A 13,837-nucleotide genomic window follows, 5' to 3' on the forward strand; every position below is an offset into this window, starting at 1 on the left:
AGGAGCATGCAATGACCCAGGTAATGGCCTGTATCGACGGTTCCCAGTCCACCACGGCGGTCTGCGACTACGCCGCCTGGGCCAGCCAGCGCCTGCAGGCGCCCTTGACCTTGCTGCATGTACTGGATGAGTTGCAGTACCCGAACACCACCGACCTGTCCGGCAGTATTGGCCTGGGCAGCCGCGAGCACCTGCTCGACGAGCTGGCCCAGCTCGACCAGCAGCGGCACAAACTGGCCATGGAACAGGGCCGCCTGATGCTGGACGCGGCCCGCGAGCGGGTGCATGCCGATGGCGTCGAGCCGGCCCAGCTGCGCCAGCGCCATGGCGATCTGGTGGACTGCCTGCACGAGCTGGAGACGGACATCCGCCTGCTGGTAATCGGCCGCCAGGGCAAGACCAGCGACAGCCTCAGCCAGTTGGTGGGCAGCCACCTGGAGAACGTCATCCGCACCCTGCACCGGCCGATCCTGGTCAGCTGCGGCGAGTTCAAGGCACCGCAGAGCTATATGCTGGCCTACGATGGCAGCCCCACGGCACAGAAAAGCCTGCAGATGATCGCCGACAGCCCGCTGCTCAAGGGCCTGCCGGCGCATCTGGTGATGGTTGGCGCCGACACAGCCGACCACTGGGAACAGCTGAAAAGCGCCGAACGCCAGCTGCAAGGCTCAGCCAGCGAAGTGCACCTGAGCATCTGCGCCGGCGAAGTGGAACCGACCCTGCACCAGTACCAGACCGACCACGGGATCGACCTGCTGGCCATGGGCGCCTACGGCCACTCGCGCATTCGTCAGTTCCTGGTCGGCAGTACCACCACGGCGCTGCTGCGCACCAGCACCACGGCGTTGTTGATTCTGCGCTAAGCCCTGATGCCGGGTTTGGCAGCAGGCAGTCCCCGGATTACGCCCAGGCTTATCCGGGCTACGCACTAACCCCTGCACCAGTCGGTTTGTGTCTAACCGTAGGAGCGGGCCATGCCCGCGAACCCCATCGCGGGCATGGCCCGCTCCTACGTTCGGTAGCCTGGACAAGCGCAGCACCGTCCGGGTAGCGCCCGGATTGCGCCAGGGCTTATCCGGCTACGTCTTGCGCGCCTGGCCCTGACGCTGGCTAACGACTCTCCACCACCTCACCCGTCAGCAGCTGCTCCAGCGGCACCGGGCGGCCGAAGTAGTAGCCCTGAAAGCGCGTGCAGCCGAAGCTGCTCAAACGCTCGCACTGTTCCAGGCTCTCCACCCCCTCGGCGATCACCTCCAGTTTCAGGGCCTTGGCCAGGGACACGATGGTGCGGGCGATATCCGCATCCTGGGGGTCGGTGAGCAGGTCGTTGACGAAGGAGCGGTCGATTTTAAGCTGATCCAAAGGCAGGCTCTTGAGGTAGGACAGCGACGAGTAACCGGTCCCGAAGTCGTCCAGGGAGAAGCGCAGGCCATGGGTCTTGAGCCGGGCCATCTTGGCAATCACCGCCTCGCGACCATCGAGCAGCATGCTCTCGGTAATCTCCAGTTTCAGGCGCTGCGGGTCACAGCCGCTGCGTTTGACGATATGCAGTACCTGCTCGACGAAATCGAGTTGCTGCAACTGCTTGGCACTGACATTGACCGACAGGCTCAGATGCTGGGTTTGCGGCCGCTGGCGCCACTGCGCCAGGGTGGCACAGGCGGTTTCCAGCACCCATTCGCCCAGCGGCAGGATCAGGCCGCTGCCCTCAGCCACGGGAATGATTTCCCCCGGCGCCAGCAGACCTCGCTCGGGATGCTGCCAGCGCAGCAGGACCTCGGCACCATACAGGCCGGCCTGCTGATCGATCTGCGCCTGGTAGTAGAGGACAAATTCGCCTTTCAGCAAGCCCTGGCGCAAATCGCTTTCCAAGCTGGCCCGCTGCAGCACCCTGGCCTGCATTTCAGGCGCGAAGAAGCAGTGCTGATTACGCCCCGCAGCCTTGGCCTGGTACATGGCCAGGTCGGCCTGCTTGAGCAGTTCGTCCACCTGCTGGGCGCCGCCCTGGAACACCGAGATGCCGATGCTCAGGGTGCTGAAGTGCTCCATCTGGCCGATGCGAAAGGGCTGGCGCAGACTGAACAGGATCTTGTCGGCAATGCTCTCGGCCTGCTGCGCGGCGCTTGTCTCATTGCTGCCGAGCTCTTCCAGCAGCACCACGAATTCGTCACCGCCGATACGCGCCACACTGTCGCTGTGGCGCACGCAGCCGCTCAGGCGCACCGCCACCTGCTGCAGCAACAGATCGCCAATATCATGGCCGCGGGCGTCGTTGAGGGTCTTGAAGTCGTCCAGGTCGATAAACAGCACGGCGCCATACTGGCCGCTCTCGGCGCTGGCCAGCAGGGCCTTTTCCAGGCGCTCGCGCTGCAAACGGCGGTTGGGCAGATTGGTCAGCGGGTCGTAATAGGCCAACTGTTCGATGCGCTGCTCGGCGGCCTTGCGCTGGGTGGTGTCGATCAGGGTGATCACATAGTTGAGCACCTGCCGCTCGCCCCCGCCGCGCACCTCGGTGATGCTCACCCATTGCGGGTACTGCTGGCCGTTCTTGCGCCGCCCGAGCAACTCGCCCTGCCAGGCCCCCTGCTGACCGAGAGCTGCCAGGATGGCCCCGCGCAGCATGTCGTTACCCGCCTGTACCAGCATAAAGTCCAGGCTATGGCCCACCACGTCCTCGGCGCTGTAGCCGGTGATGCGGGTAAAGGCCTGATTGACCCGCAGCACCTGATGGCGGGCATCGGTCACCGCCATGCCCTCGGCCGAATCAAACACCGCCGCCGCCACATGCAGGTCCTCGACCATGCGCTGCATGGCAAAACCGACCCGGTTGTACTCGTAGATGCCGGTGGGGCGAAAGGCCCGACCGCGATCGCCGGCCTGGATCGCCTCGATAAAGCCGAGCAGCTGGCCGATGGCCCGGTCATGACTGATGCGCAGCAGCCAGGCCGCCACCACCAGCAGCAGCAGAAAACCCGCCGAGAGCAACAGGAACGAGTTGAAATAGGCCGAGTAGATGGAGGCGAAGCGGTTATCCGACACCCCCAGCGTCAGCCAGAACGGCTCGTTGGTACCGCCCAGGCTGATGGCGGCGCGCTTGATATAGAGCCCGTCGTCATCCTGTTCCAGGATCGCCAGGGGCCGCTCGGGCTGCAGGGCCAACGGGCTTTCACCCTGCCACACCAGCGGTGTCTGGGCATGCCCCAGCACCAGCAGATCCAGGTTGCTGCCGGCCAGCAGATCAGCCACCAGGCGACGGTTCTGCCCCAGGGCCAGGCCGACGAAAAGATAGCCACGCAACTGAATGGTGGCCGGATCGAAGATCGGCGTGGCCTTGAGCAGGGCGCTCTGTTCGCCCGCCAGCACCAGGTTCCAGCCGTGGGCATAGTGGATGGGCGCACGCAGGGCGGCCACCAATGGCACGATATCGAATAGCGGCAGACCGGCGTCCATCACCAGTTTGCCGGCCGGATCGAGGAGGAAGAACACCTCCAGCTTGGAGTCGATATTGGCATCCTGAAACATAAAGGCCACGTCGGCGGCAATCTGCTCCACCGGCTGGGCCTGCTCGGACAGGGCGGTTACCGTACGCCGCGCCGAGGCGCTGTGCAGGTAGACCTCCAGCAGCTGCAGGCGCGTCTCGATCAGGCTGACGATGCTGCGCTGGTGCTGGGCCAGGCTGTTCTTGATTTCGCTCTGCAGGTTGTCCTGGGCGGTGCGCAGGGAATAGACCATCACCACGCTGATGGCGACCATGCCGAGCATGCCGAACAGCAGGGCAATGCGGGTGGAGAACTTCAGTTCCCAACGCGCCGCCCGTACGGGTAATGCCTTGCCTGTCTTGGCCGTTCGACTCATCAGCCCGCTTGCCTCAATAACTGCAGGTACATCCGGCCTGCATATGACCCTGAGCAGTCGATAGTCCTCTGCCGTTCAACCAGCAATCCCGCTATTGAGCATAGGTACGATTCACGGCAACCGCCCCAGGCTATTGCAAACCAATTTCCTCGATCAGCCGGCGATAGTCCTGCACCTGAGTGTCGAGCATGGTTCTGACCTCGGCGCCCGTCATAAAGCGGATGGGCTGACGGATACGCGTCTCGGTCACCTCGATAAAACGCGGATCACGGGCTGCCGCCACCAACGCCTTGGTCAAGACCTCAACCTGCTCGACCGGGGTGTCGGCCGGCACCGTCACCACGCGCACGGCATGCAGGGCCAGGTCGTACCCCAGTTCACGCAGGGTTGGTGCCTGCGGATAACCCACCAGGCGCTCCTCGGCCAGACTGGCCAGTACACGCATCTGACCGGAGTCGGTGTAAGCGGTATGGGTGCCCCCACTGTAGGCAAAGAACACCTCCCCGGAGAGCACCAGAGGCGCCATACCGGCGCCGCCCGAGGTCGGTACGATGCGCAGATCCAGCCCCTCGCGCTTGGCGATGGCACGGGTCAGCAGACGATCCTCGGCGGTCTGGGTGACATACACCTGGCCCGGATTGTCACGCAGGTACTGCAGCAGGCTGGGCCAGTCCTGGAAACCACTCTGACCACTGGTGACATAGGCCGATTGATCCAGAGACAGGCCGGCCACATAGATAAAGCTGTCCAGGTCATAGGAAGCCGGTGCCAGCAACGGCGAGATACTGATGGTGGAGGAAATGCCGTACTGGAACACATGGCCCTGCTCCGTGCTGCTGGCCAGCATGGCCGCCGCCACCGCACCACCGGCACCCGGAATATTGCTGACCCGCACCGGTTGCCCCAGCAGCTCACCGAGAACTTCGGCCAGAACCCTGCCCTGGATATCGGTACTGCCCCCGGCGGCATAACCGATCACCATGGTCAGCGGGCGCTCGGGAAAATCCGCGGCCAGGGCCTGGACAGGCAGCACACAGAGGCACAGCAGCAAAATCACAGAGCGGATAAGCGCCATGGCAGATCTCCCCGGGCAGATATCGACAGGCCCTGGCACAGGAGTAGGTCAGTTGGCCGGTCTATTTAGTTTTAGTACAGGAAACCGCTGAGTACTGACCGCTCAGCCAGCCGCAGCACCATAGGCGACAAATGGCAACGATTATCACTTGCTATAAATAAAATAAGAATTATTCTCATCAACACCAATCAAGGGAGATGAGACATGACCTATCTAATCGACGCCTGGCTGGACCGGCCACAACCCTATCTGCGTATTCTCAATCGCGACACCGGCGCGGTGTGCGCGGTGCTGGAAGAAGAAGCGCTGGACGAGCTGCGGGACCAGGGCGATCTGGATCTGCACGAACTGAACTCCAGCGAACCGCTGGTGCTCAAGGAGCTGGTGCGCAACCTGTTTCTCTACTGCTACGCCCGGGCCTTGCGCCCCTGACGCCAGGCTTAAACGCATCGCGGGCATGGCCCGCTCCTACAGCCTGTAGGAGCGGGCCATGCCCGCGATAGGTGAGTCTGCAACTTAAGATCTGGCGAGCTGAAGCCCGACAAGACCGACGCGCTTACAGAACGTCCAGCAGCTCCACGTCAAATACCAGCACGCTATGCGGCGGGATGCTACCGACGCCCTGGGCACCGTAGGCCAGCTCGCTCGGCACATACAGGCGCCACTTGCTGCCGGCGTTCATCAGCTGCAGGGCTTCGGTCCAGCCGGCGATCACGCCCCCGACCGGAAACTCGGCCGGCTGGCCGCGCTCGTAGGAGCTGTCGAATACGGTGCCGTCGATCAGGGTGCCGTGGTAGTGGGTACGCACGCTGTCTTCGCGGGACGGCTTGGCACCGTCACCGGCAGTCAGCACTTCGTACTGCAGGCCGGAGGCCAGTACGGTGACGCCTTCGCGCTTGGCATTTTCTTCCAGGTAGGCGCGCCCGGCACCGGCAGCCGCTTCGGCCTTGGCAGCGGCTTCGGCCTGCATGATCTCGCGGATCACCTTGAAGCTGGCGGACAGCTCGGCTTCGCTCACTCGGCTCGGCTGGCCGTTGAAGGCGTCGCTGATGCCGGCGATGATCGCCTCCAGGCTGGCGCCCGGTGGTGGGTTGTCGCGCAGCTGGCCGCCCAGTTGCAGACCGATGCCATAGCTGACACGGGATTCATCGGTCGAAAATTCGAGTTCGGACATTGCACAGCTCCGCTAGTTGGCTTGAAAAAGGTCGGCCAGCCTAGCACAAAGCACCCTGGCGCTCTAACCGCCGGGCGCCCCCGAGTGGGCTGCTGAAAAACGTAGGCGAGGCAGCCAGCGCAAGGCAAAAGCAGGTGAAAAAGCGGAGTTTACGAGCTGTAAATGAGCAATTGATTCGCTTCGCTCACCCCTTCGGGGCCGTGCTAAAGCACGTTCAGCCTTTGGCTGTGAGCCTGCTTTTAACGCCGCGATGGCAACGCAGGTAGTTTTTCAACGGCCTGCTAGCGATGCCGGCGGCAGCGTTCGGAGCAATACTTCACCTCGTCCCAGCAGCGTGCCCACTTCTTGCGCCAGGCAAAGGGCAGCCCGCAGACCCTGCAGGTCTTGACCGGCAGATCGGCCTTTTTCATGGCCAGGCGCCAAGCACTGCCGTAGGGTGCGCCGTGCGCAGCAATCCTGACCAGGCAACAGCGGTGCGCACGGCGCACCCTACCCGTGATTGTCTGCACAGACCGGCTCGTTTCACAGTATTTCACCCGCATCCAGCCGCGCCAGCAGCTGCTCGCCACGATCCCACAGACCCTGCTGCTTGGCCTCGCTCATCTTGTCCAGGCCGCGGTAGATCATCCCCAGGCGATGGTTGCCCGATAACTGCGGACGATGGCGCATCAGAAAATGCCAGTACAGTGCATTGAAGGGGCAGGCCTGCTCACCGACGCTTTCGCTGACCTTGTAGGCGCAGTCGCCGCAGTAGTTGGACATGCGCTTGATGTACTGGCCGCTGGCGCAATAGGGCTTGGAGCCCAGGTAGCCGCCATCGGCGTGCATGACCATGCCTAAGGTGTTGGGCAGCTCGACCCAGTCGAAGGCGTCCATGTAGACCGCCAGGTACCAGTCGCAGACCTGGCTGGGCGCAATACCGGCCAGCAGGGCGAAGTTGCCGGTAACCATCAGGCGCTGGATATGGTGGGCATAGGCATGCTCCAGGGTCTGGCCGATGGCCTGGCTCATACACTTCATCCGCGTTTTGCCGGTCCAGTAGAACTCGGGCAGCGCCCGGGTATTGCCGAAGGCATTGCGCATGGCGTACTCGGGCATATGCAGCCAGTAGATACCGCGCACATATTCGCGCCAGCCGATCAGCTGGCGGATAAAGCCCTCGGCGGCGTTCAGCGGCACCTGGCCGCGCCAGTAGGCGGCCTCGACATCGGCGCACAGGCGGCGCACATCCAGCAGGCCGATATTGAGCGCCGCGCTGATCCGTGCATGAAACAGAAAGGGCTCACCAATGGCCATGGCGTCCTGATAGTCGCCAAAGGCCGGCAGGGCGAAGCCGAGAAAGTGCTGCCACAGCGCCTCGGCCTCGGCATGAGTCACCGGGTAATCAAATGCTGCAAGACTGCCATAGTGATGGCTGAAACGCGCCGCCACCAGTTCCAGCACCTCCTGGGTGATGGCATCGGCGGGAAAGCGCGCGGCCATGGGCGCCTTGATCTGCTTGGGCAGGGCCTTGCGGTTTTCTGCATCGAAGTTCCAGGCGCCGCCCACTGGCGTGCCGTCGCCATTGATCAACAAGCCGGTCTTGCGCCGCATCTCGCGGTAGAAGAATTCCATACGCAGTTGCTTGCGCCCCTCGGCCCAGCGAGCGAACTCGTCACGGCCACAGATAAAGCGGCTGTCGGCATGCCAGATAAGCGGCAGGCCACAGCGCCTGAGCTGATCCTCCACACGCCAGTCGCCGCATTCGGTGAGATGCACTTCGCTGGCCTGCAATTTTGTCGTCCAACGCTGCAGCTCAGCGGGCAGCGAGCCGCTGTTATGCGGGTCATCCAGCTTGACGTAGTGCACCCGCCAGCCGCACCCACGCAGGGCCTCGGCAAAATGGCGCATGGAGCTGAAGATCAGGGCGATCTTCTGCGGGTGATGCGGCACATGGTCGGTTTCCGCCGCCACCTCGGCCAGCAGCACGGCATCCTGCTGCGGGTCCAGGGCCTGCAGGCTGGCCAGGTCGAAGGACAGCTGATCGCCCAGGATCAGGGCCAGGCGGCGAACACTCATAACAGTACAACCTCGGTATCGGGGTGACGGCGCAGATGGCCGAGCAGGATGTGATAGGCGTCCAGGCTAAAGGGCTGGGCCGGCTGCTGCAGGGCCGTTTCCAGCTGCGCCGGATCATCCAGGGTGGCCAGGTGGCGCCACTGGTCCAGCACATGCCACTGGCAGTAATCATGGCGGGTATCGCGTTCCACCAGGGCCACTGGGCCGGCCCAGGGCCAGCTGGCCAGACGCAGGCGCTCGCAGCCTTCAAGCAGGCGCGCATCATGCTCGTCACGCGGCTCGCGACCACAGCAGGCGCCGCGACACTGGCCCAGTTGCGCGGCAAAACAGCCTCCCTGGCCGGACTCAAGGCCCAGCAGCTGCAAGCACAGCTGGCGTTCCCGGGCCATCTGCCGCAGCCAGCTCTGGGCCTGGCGCCGCGAGCGAAACAACCCAGTATGGGCCATGCCGGCCGGCAACTGTTCCAGCCCGTTTAGCTGCGGCGCGATGCCTGCCTCGGTGGCGGGCAGCGCCCAGGTCAGCAGCTCGCGCTGGCGCCGCAGCTGACGGTTGTACAGCGGCAACAGGCGCTTGACCTCAGCGGCCTCCAGCAGTAAAGCACCCAGCTCGCCGGCGGTGGGCCGTACGCGGATATCGCGCACCTGCTGGGCCATCTGCAGGGCGCGGCGGCTGCTGTGGTCATTCTGGAAGTGCGACTGCACGCGCTGACGCAGATTGCGGCTCTTGCCCACATAGAGCAGGGCCTGGTTCTCGCCATGGAAGTAGTAGACCCCAGGCCGCTCAGGCAGGGCGCGCAGGCGCTCGGCATTCAGATAGCGCGGCACCGCTGCTTTGCGCAGCTGCGCACGGACCTGCGCCCCTGGAGCCGCGCGCTGTAGCTGTTGCAGCAGCTGCCAGACGGCCTCGGCATCGGGCAAGGCGCGCTGGCGGATAAAGCGTGGAATCTGCCGCGCGGCACAGAGGGCATCCAGTCCGTAGTCGGCCAACTGCGGCGACAGCGACTGCGCCAGCTGCAAGGTACAGAGCTGACGCCAGCGCGGTCGCAGGCCAAGCCGAGCAAAGGCGCGGCGCAGAAAGGCATGGGCGAAACGCAGGTTATGCCCCACCAATACCCGCCCCTGCAGGGCTGCAGCCAGTGCCTCGGCGATATCGGCAAAGCGCGGCTGGCCCTGCAATTCGGCCGCCAGCACGCCGCTGACCCGGGAAATACCGGCAGGCAGGGCCATGCCCGGGTCAAGCAACCAGTGCTGGCGGGTCACCACCTGATCCTGATCCACCAGCAGCAGGCCGATCTCCCAGATGCCATCGCGCAGCGGATGCAGGCCGGTGGTCTTGATATCGATCACGGCCAGGGCCGTGGGCAGGGTCGAGGGCAAGCGCAGCTACCAGGATGAACGCATGGCAATCGGCACCCGCAGGCAGTCCTGGGTGCCATCCTGCATGCCGCACATTTCGTCATGCACCACCGCATGCACTAAATGGAAGGGCACCTGCGGCAGAGACTGCAACAGATCCCGGGCATGCTCCACGGAGCGCAGGTGCAGGGTCTTGCCGTTGTCGTCATGCAGCGGCTGTGGGGCCCCGTCCATATGCACCTCAAGCAGGTAGATACCACCCTCGATGGAAATCAGATTGAGCGCGTCGATATGCCCGGCATGGGCGTGGTGGGATAGATCGTGCAGGTTCATGGCAGGTGCCTCCGGCGAGTGAATTTATACAAAAACCTATACAAAAACAATTCTTGTACAACTCAAGGAAAGCACAAGCCCAAATGCAAACCGCCCGTCCGTTTATCACGGCCGGGCGGCTCGGGGGCGAAGGTTGCAGCGAATCAGTCGTGCTTGGTCAGCTTGTCCAGATAACCCATGGCAAAGGCCGAGCCGACGAAGGTCAGGTGGATAAGCACATACCACATCAGCTTGGTATCCGGGATGTTCTTGGCATCCATAAACACCTTGAGCAGATGAATGGAGGAGATGGCCACGATGGAGGCCGCCACTTTCATCTTCAGCGAGCTGGAGTCCATCTTGCCCAGCCAGTTGAGCTTTTCGGTGCCTTCCTTGATATCCAGTTGGGAGACGAAGTTCTCGTAACCGGAAATCATCACCATCACCAGCAGGCCGCCGACCAGGGCCATGTCGATCAGCGACAGCAGCACCAGAATCAGGTCGGCCTCGGCCATGGCGAAGACATTGGGCAGGATATGAAACACCTCCTGGAAAAATTTCAGCGCCAACGCCAGCAGGGCCAGGGACAGACCAAAGTAGATGGGCGCCAGCAACCAGCGCGAGGCGTACATGGCGTTTTCGATAAAGCGTTCCATCAGAGACTCACCAGGGTGGAAAAACTGCCGGCGAGTATACCCAGCGCACCGGGGCAAACAAACCAAGCCGCATAAATAGGTTTATCCACGGCAACTGTGGATAACCTTGTGGGCAGGCTCAGGATGAATGGCGCCGCGCCACTGGCCATGGGCCCTGCTGGAGGCCGGTTAAAGGCTGACCAGGCAGGCGCCTAGAGCTCGGGCTTGAACTGAAAGCAGCCCAGGCTGCGCCCCCGCTCGCCATTCAGACGGCGCAGCTCGGCCTGGATATGCAGGCGCCAGATCGGCACATCGCGACAGGGTTCATAGCCCATCAGCTGCAGGCTGTCGGCGATCCCGGCGAGCACTCCTTCAGCCACCAACGGCCCGTGGAATGGGCCCTGGGCACGAATGGCCGAGGGTTGCGCACCACTCATGCCGGCGGCGCAGATCAGGGTCCAGAGACCGACATCGCCGGCCAGCGGCAGTACCAGGCACTCGATGCGGGTATCCAGGCCCAGGCAGTGACGGGTGAGGCTGAGGCTACGCGACATGGTGGCGTCCCTCTCGTGGTCAGGCTTTCAGCCTACACCCACACTTGCCTGGCTGGGAAGCCGGGCGTTATCCCCATGGACTGTGGATAACTCTGTGGATGGCGCCTGGAAAAGCGGCTGCGCCAGGCGCTGGCTGGAGCGCAACGGGATTCGCTCAGTGACTGATCAGCCACCGGGCGACTTGGCCCCGCCTCTGCGCCCCTCTCCCACCTGCGGGAGAGGGGCGGCGAGGGTCAAGCCTCGGGCTTTTTCACCCGCGGCTTTTTCACCTTGGCCGGCGCCTCGGCTTCCTTCTTCGCCTCGTCCGGATGGCCATCGTCCATGCCCATGGCGGCGATATCGCGCAGACGCTCCACCACCCGGGCATTGACGCTGCCGGCGGGGAACTGGCCCTGCGCGTTGGGCGAGCCGGCATCCTCGCCCACCAGCAGGCTGAGGGCCTCATCCACCTGACGCACCGCATAGATATGGAACTGCTCGGCGCGCACCGCCTGCAGCACCCGCTCGTCGAGCATCAGGGTGGTGACATTGGAGTGCGGGATGATCACGCCCTGCTCACCGGTCAGACCGCGGGCCTCGCACAGGCGGAAGAAGCCTTCGATCTTCTCGTTGACCCCACCGACCGCCTGCACCTCGCCGAACTGGTTGATCGAGCCGGTGATGGCGAAGCACTGCTTGAGCGGTGTACGCGACAGGGCCGAGATCAGGGTGCAGACCTCGCCGAGCGAAGCGCTATCGCCGTCGACATAGCCGTAGGACTGTTCCAGGGCGATGCTGGCGGAGATCTCCAGGGGGAACTCCTGGGCATAGCGGCTACCCAGGTAGCCGGTGAGGATCATCACCCCCTTGGAGTGGATCGGCTGCCCCAGGTTGACCTCGCGCTCGATATCGACGATGCCGCTGCCACCCGGGTAGACCGTGGCGGAAATCCGCGCCGGCACGCCGAAGGCCGAGTCGCCCACCTCCAGCACAGTCAGGCCGTTGCACTTGCCCACGGCGGCGCCGGCGGTGTCGATGAGGATGATGCCGGCCAGCATGTCGTCGATGATCCGCGCCGACACGCGGCCGGTGCGGGTGGCCTTGGCCTTGAGTGCGCGCTCGATATGACCGGCATCGGTCATCGGCTCACCAGCCAGCTGGCGGATAAAGTCGGCCTCGCTGACCAGCTGGAACAGATCACCGATGCGTGCCGACAGACGCCCCTGATGCTCGGCCAGGCGCGCGCTGTAGGTGGCCACCCGCGCCACAGCGGCGGCGGTCATGGGCGCCATGCCCTCTTCCGAGGTGCGGGTTTTCATCAGCTGGGCGAACTGCTCCAGGCTGTCTTCGACCAGGGGAATGTCCTCGTCGAAGTCCACCAGCACGCGGAACATCTCCTGGAAGTCCGGGTCGAGGTCCTGCAGGGTGTAATACAGCTGGCGCGAGCCGATGATCACCACTTTCAGCTGCAGCGGAATGACCTGGGGGTTCAGCGTCACGGTGGCGATGCGGCCCAGGTCACCCAGGGGCGATTCCATCTTCAGCTGGCGTGAGTGCAGGGCGCGCTTGAGGGCATCCCAGACGAAGGGCTCGCCCAGCAGCTTTTCCGCTTCGAGAATCAGAAAGCCGCCATTGGCCCGATGCAGCGCGCCTGGGCGCAGCTGCCGGTAACTGGTGTAGAGCGCGCCCTGATCGGTGTTGTATTCGATGCGGCCGAACAGGTTGTCGTAGGTCGGATGCGGCTCGAAGACCACCGGCGCGCCGCCCTGGGCATGGTGTTCGACCACCAGGCTGGGGCAGTACTGCTCTTCGAGCATCTTGCGCGTCTGCGCATCGGCCTTCTCCACCTCTACCAGCTGGTCGACCACGGTTTTCAGCAGGTTGACCTGCACCGCCTGCAGGTAGGCGCAGACCCCGGCATTCTCCGCATACTTTTCCGAGAGCGGCGCCAAGAGCGGCTGCAGGGCCACGGTGATGGTTTCCTCGTTGAGCTGGCGCAACTGGTTGCTCGACTCACGCTTCCACTGCGGCAGGCTGGCCAGCTCCTCGTTGAGGCGCTCTTCCAGGGCCGCGATATCGGCATGGAAACGCTCGCGCTCGGCCTCCGGCAGCTGGGCGAATTCCGCCTCGTCCAGGGCCTTGCCGTCGAGCATGGGGGTGAAGGCGATATTGCTGCTGTCACGGTACAGGGCCACGCTCTTTTCCAGGCACAAGCGCTCGATCACGTCCAGGGCCTGGTCGTAGCGCTTGTTGAAGGCGCGGTCGATGGCGTTCTTCTTCTGCTGGAACGAGGGGTGCTCGAACACCGCCGGGAAGGTGGCCAGCAGGTTGTCGATCAGGCCATTGATATCGGCGATAAAGTCACTGGCACTACCGGCCGGCAATTCCAGGGCGCGCGGCTCGCGGGGCTCGTCGAAATGATTGACGTAAACCCGGTCGGCCGGGGTGTGCAGACGCTTGGCCTCGGCCTTGAGGTAGCGCTTGACAAAGGAGAAGCGGCCGGTGCCCGGCTCGCCCATAACGAATACGTTATAGCCGGGGCGCGGCATGGCCACGCCGAACTGCAGAGCCTCCACCGCACGGGCCTGGCCCAGTACGCCGCGGAAGGGCTCCAGGTCATCGGTACTGGTGAAATTGAACTGTTCGGGGGAGAAGGGGCGGGTCAGGGCATCGGGCGCCAGCCGCAGATGGGCTGCAACGGAGTCAGGCATTGGTAATCCTTAGGCGGGAAGGCTGATGAAATGATCGCCCCATCGGCCGGCATCCACAAGCGGTATGCTTGATCTATCGCAAGCGCCCTACCCTCGGTTTTTTTACAATGCCGGCATAGTTTCAGGGAG

Annotated in this window: 12 protein-coding genes; 2 read left to right on the forward strand and 10 right to left on the reverse strand. The window is 63.8% G+C overall.

All coding sequences use genetic code 11. The features are described from left to right. Nucleotides 1-11: 11 nt before the first annotated feature. On the forward strand, nucleotides 12-863 hold the full coding sequence (locus tag GJV18_RS16275; RefSeq protein WP_160347532.1) for a universal stress protein: 852 nt from the start codon (nucleotides 12-14) through the stop codon (nucleotides 861-863). 247 nt (nucleotides 864-1,110) lie between these two features. Here GJV18_RS16275 and GJV18_RS16280 read toward each other — a convergent pair whose 3' ends face one another. Together GJV18_RS16280 and GJV18_RS16285 are read right to left on the reverse strand one after the other, a co-directional pair. After that, nucleotides 1,111-3,855 carry an EAL domain-containing protein gene (locus tag GJV18_RS16280; protein WP_160347533.1) on the reverse strand — a complete coding sequence of 915 codons (2,745 nt, stop codon included), beginning with the start codon at nucleotides 3,853-3,855 and terminating at the stop codon, nucleotides 1,111-1,113. A gap of 130 nt (nucleotides 3,856-3,985) precedes the next feature. Further along, entirely contained in the window at nucleotides 3,986-4,930 is a 945-nt protein-coding gene (locus GJV18_RS16285; RefSeq protein WP_160347535.1) for a tripartite tricarboxylate transporter substrate binding protein, read from the reverse strand. 204 nt (nucleotides 4,931-5,134) lie between these two features. Here GJV18_RS16285 and GJV18_RS16290 point away from each other — a divergent pair, with 204 nt between their 5' ends. Further along, nucleotides 5,135-5,362, forward strand: a complete 228-nt coding sequence (locus tag GJV18_RS16290) for a PA4570 family protein (protein WP_160347537.1) — start codon at nucleotides 5,135-5,137, stop codon at nucleotides 5,360-5,362. 124 nt (nucleotides 5,363-5,486) lie between these two features. Here GJV18_RS16290 and GJV18_RS16295 read toward each other — a convergent pair whose 3' ends face one another. The 8 genes from GJV18_RS16295 to GJV18_RS16330 form a co-directional block, all read right to left on the reverse strand. Next, nucleotides 5,487-6,104 carry an FKBP-type peptidyl-prolyl cis-trans isomerase gene (locus GJV18_RS16295; protein WP_160347539.1) on the reverse strand — a complete coding sequence of 206 codons (618 nt, stop codon included), beginning with the start codon at nucleotides 6,102-6,104 and terminating at the stop codon, nucleotides 5,487-5,489. Nucleotides 6,105-6,385: 281 nt separating this feature from the next. Then, nucleotides 6,386-6,514 (reverse strand): DUF2256 domain-containing protein, encoded by a 129-nt coding sequence (locus GJV18_RS16300; RefSeq protein WP_160347541.1) that lies wholly within the window; start codon nucleotides 6,512-6,514, stop codon nucleotides 6,386-6,388. A 112-nt stretch (nucleotides 6,515-6,626) separates the two neighbouring features. After that, nucleotides 6,627-8,162: a cryptochrome/photolyase family protein gene (locus GJV18_RS16305; RefSeq protein WP_160347543.1), complete on the reverse strand. Its 1,536-nt coding sequence runs from the start codon at nucleotides 8,160-8,162 to the stop codon at nucleotides 6,627-6,629. Further along, a complete protein-coding gene (locus GJV18_RS16310; RefSeq protein WP_233280200.1) occupies nucleotides 8,159-9,538 on the reverse strand; it encodes a 3'-5' exonuclease family protein in 1,380 nt (459 codons plus the stop codon). The genes GJV18_RS16305 and GJV18_RS16310 overlap by 4 nt, the downstream gene beginning before the upstream one ends. A gap of 6 nt (nucleotides 9,539-9,544) precedes the next feature. Further along, nucleotides 9,545-9,850: a DUF6482 family protein gene (locus tag GJV18_RS16315; protein WP_160347545.1), complete on the reverse strand. Its 306-nt coding sequence runs from the start codon at nucleotides 9,848-9,850 to the stop codon at nucleotides 9,545-9,547. A gap of 143 nt (nucleotides 9,851-9,993) precedes the next feature. Continuing rightward, nucleotides 9,994-10,485: a TIGR00645 family protein gene (locus tag GJV18_RS16320; protein WP_160347547.1), complete on the reverse strand. Its 492-nt coding sequence runs from the start codon at nucleotides 10,483-10,485 to the stop codon at nucleotides 9,994-9,996. Nucleotides 10,486-10,676: 191 nt separating this feature from the next. Next, the gene (locus GJV18_RS16325; RefSeq protein ID WP_160347549.1) at nucleotides 10,677-11,018 is read right to left on the reverse strand and encodes a PA4575 family protein; all 342 of its coding nucleotides are present in this window, start codon (nucleotides 11,016-11,018) and stop codon (nucleotides 10,677-10,679) included. 233 nt (nucleotides 11,019-11,251) lie between these two features. After that, the gene (locus GJV18_RS16330) at nucleotides 11,252-13,708 is read right to left on the reverse strand and encodes a Lon protease family protein (RefSeq protein WP_160347551.1); all 2,457 of its coding nucleotides are present in this window, start codon (nucleotides 13,706-13,708) and stop codon (nucleotides 11,252-11,254) included. Nucleotides 13,709-13,837: the final 129 nt, after the last annotated feature.

The sequence above is a fragment of the Pseudomonas xionganensis genome (assembly GCF_009763245.1).
GTDB lineage: Bacteria > Pseudomonadota > Gammaproteobacteria > Pseudomonadales > Pseudomonadaceae > Aquipseudomonas > Aquipseudomonas xionganensis.

Bases quoted from the DNA above. Each gene is read 5' to 3' on its own strand.
- GJV18_RS16295 (WP_160347539.1), bottom strand. From the start codon at position 6,104: ATGTCCGAACTCGAATTTTCGACCGATGAATCCCGTGTCAGCTATGGC.
- GJV18_RS16275 (WP_160347532.1), top strand. From the start codon at position 12: ATGACCCAGGTAATGGCCTGTATCGACGGTTCCCAGTCCACCACGGCG.
- GJV18_RS16305 (WP_160347543.1), bottom strand. From the start codon at position 8,162: ATGAGTGTTCGCCGCCTGGCCCTGATCCTGGGCGATCAGCTGTCCTTC.
- GJV18_RS16325 (WP_160347549.1), bottom strand. From the start codon at position 11,018: ATGTCGCGTAGCCTCAGCCTCACCCGTCACTGCCTGGGCCTGGATACC.
- GJV18_RS16300 (WP_160347541.1), bottom strand. From the start codon at position 6,514: ATGAAAAAGGCCGATCTGCCGGTCAAGACCTGCAGGGTCTGCGGGCTG.
- GJV18_RS16330 (WP_160347551.1), bottom strand. From the start codon at position 13,708: ATGCCTGACTCCGTTGCAGCCCATCTGCGGCTGGCGCCCGATGCCCTG.
- GJV18_RS16280 (WP_160347533.1), bottom strand. From the start codon at position 3,855: ATGAGTCGAACGGCCAAGACAGGCAAGGCATTACCCGTACGGGCGGCG.
- GJV18_RS16290 (WP_160347537.1), top strand. From the start codon at position 5,135: ATGACCTATCTAATCGACGCCTGGCTGGACCGGCCACAACCCTATCTG.
- GJV18_RS16285 (WP_160347535.1), bottom strand. From the start codon at position 4,930: ATGGCGCTTATCCGCTCTGTGATTTTGCTGCTGTGCCTCTGTGTGCTG.
- GJV18_RS16320 (WP_160347547.1), bottom strand. From the start codon at position 10,485: ATGGAACGCTTTATCGAAAACGCCATGTACGCCTCGCGCTGGTTGCTG.
- GJV18_RS16315 (WP_160347545.1), bottom strand. From the start codon at position 9,850: ATGAACCTGCACGATCTATCCCACCACGCCCATGCCGGGCATATCGAC.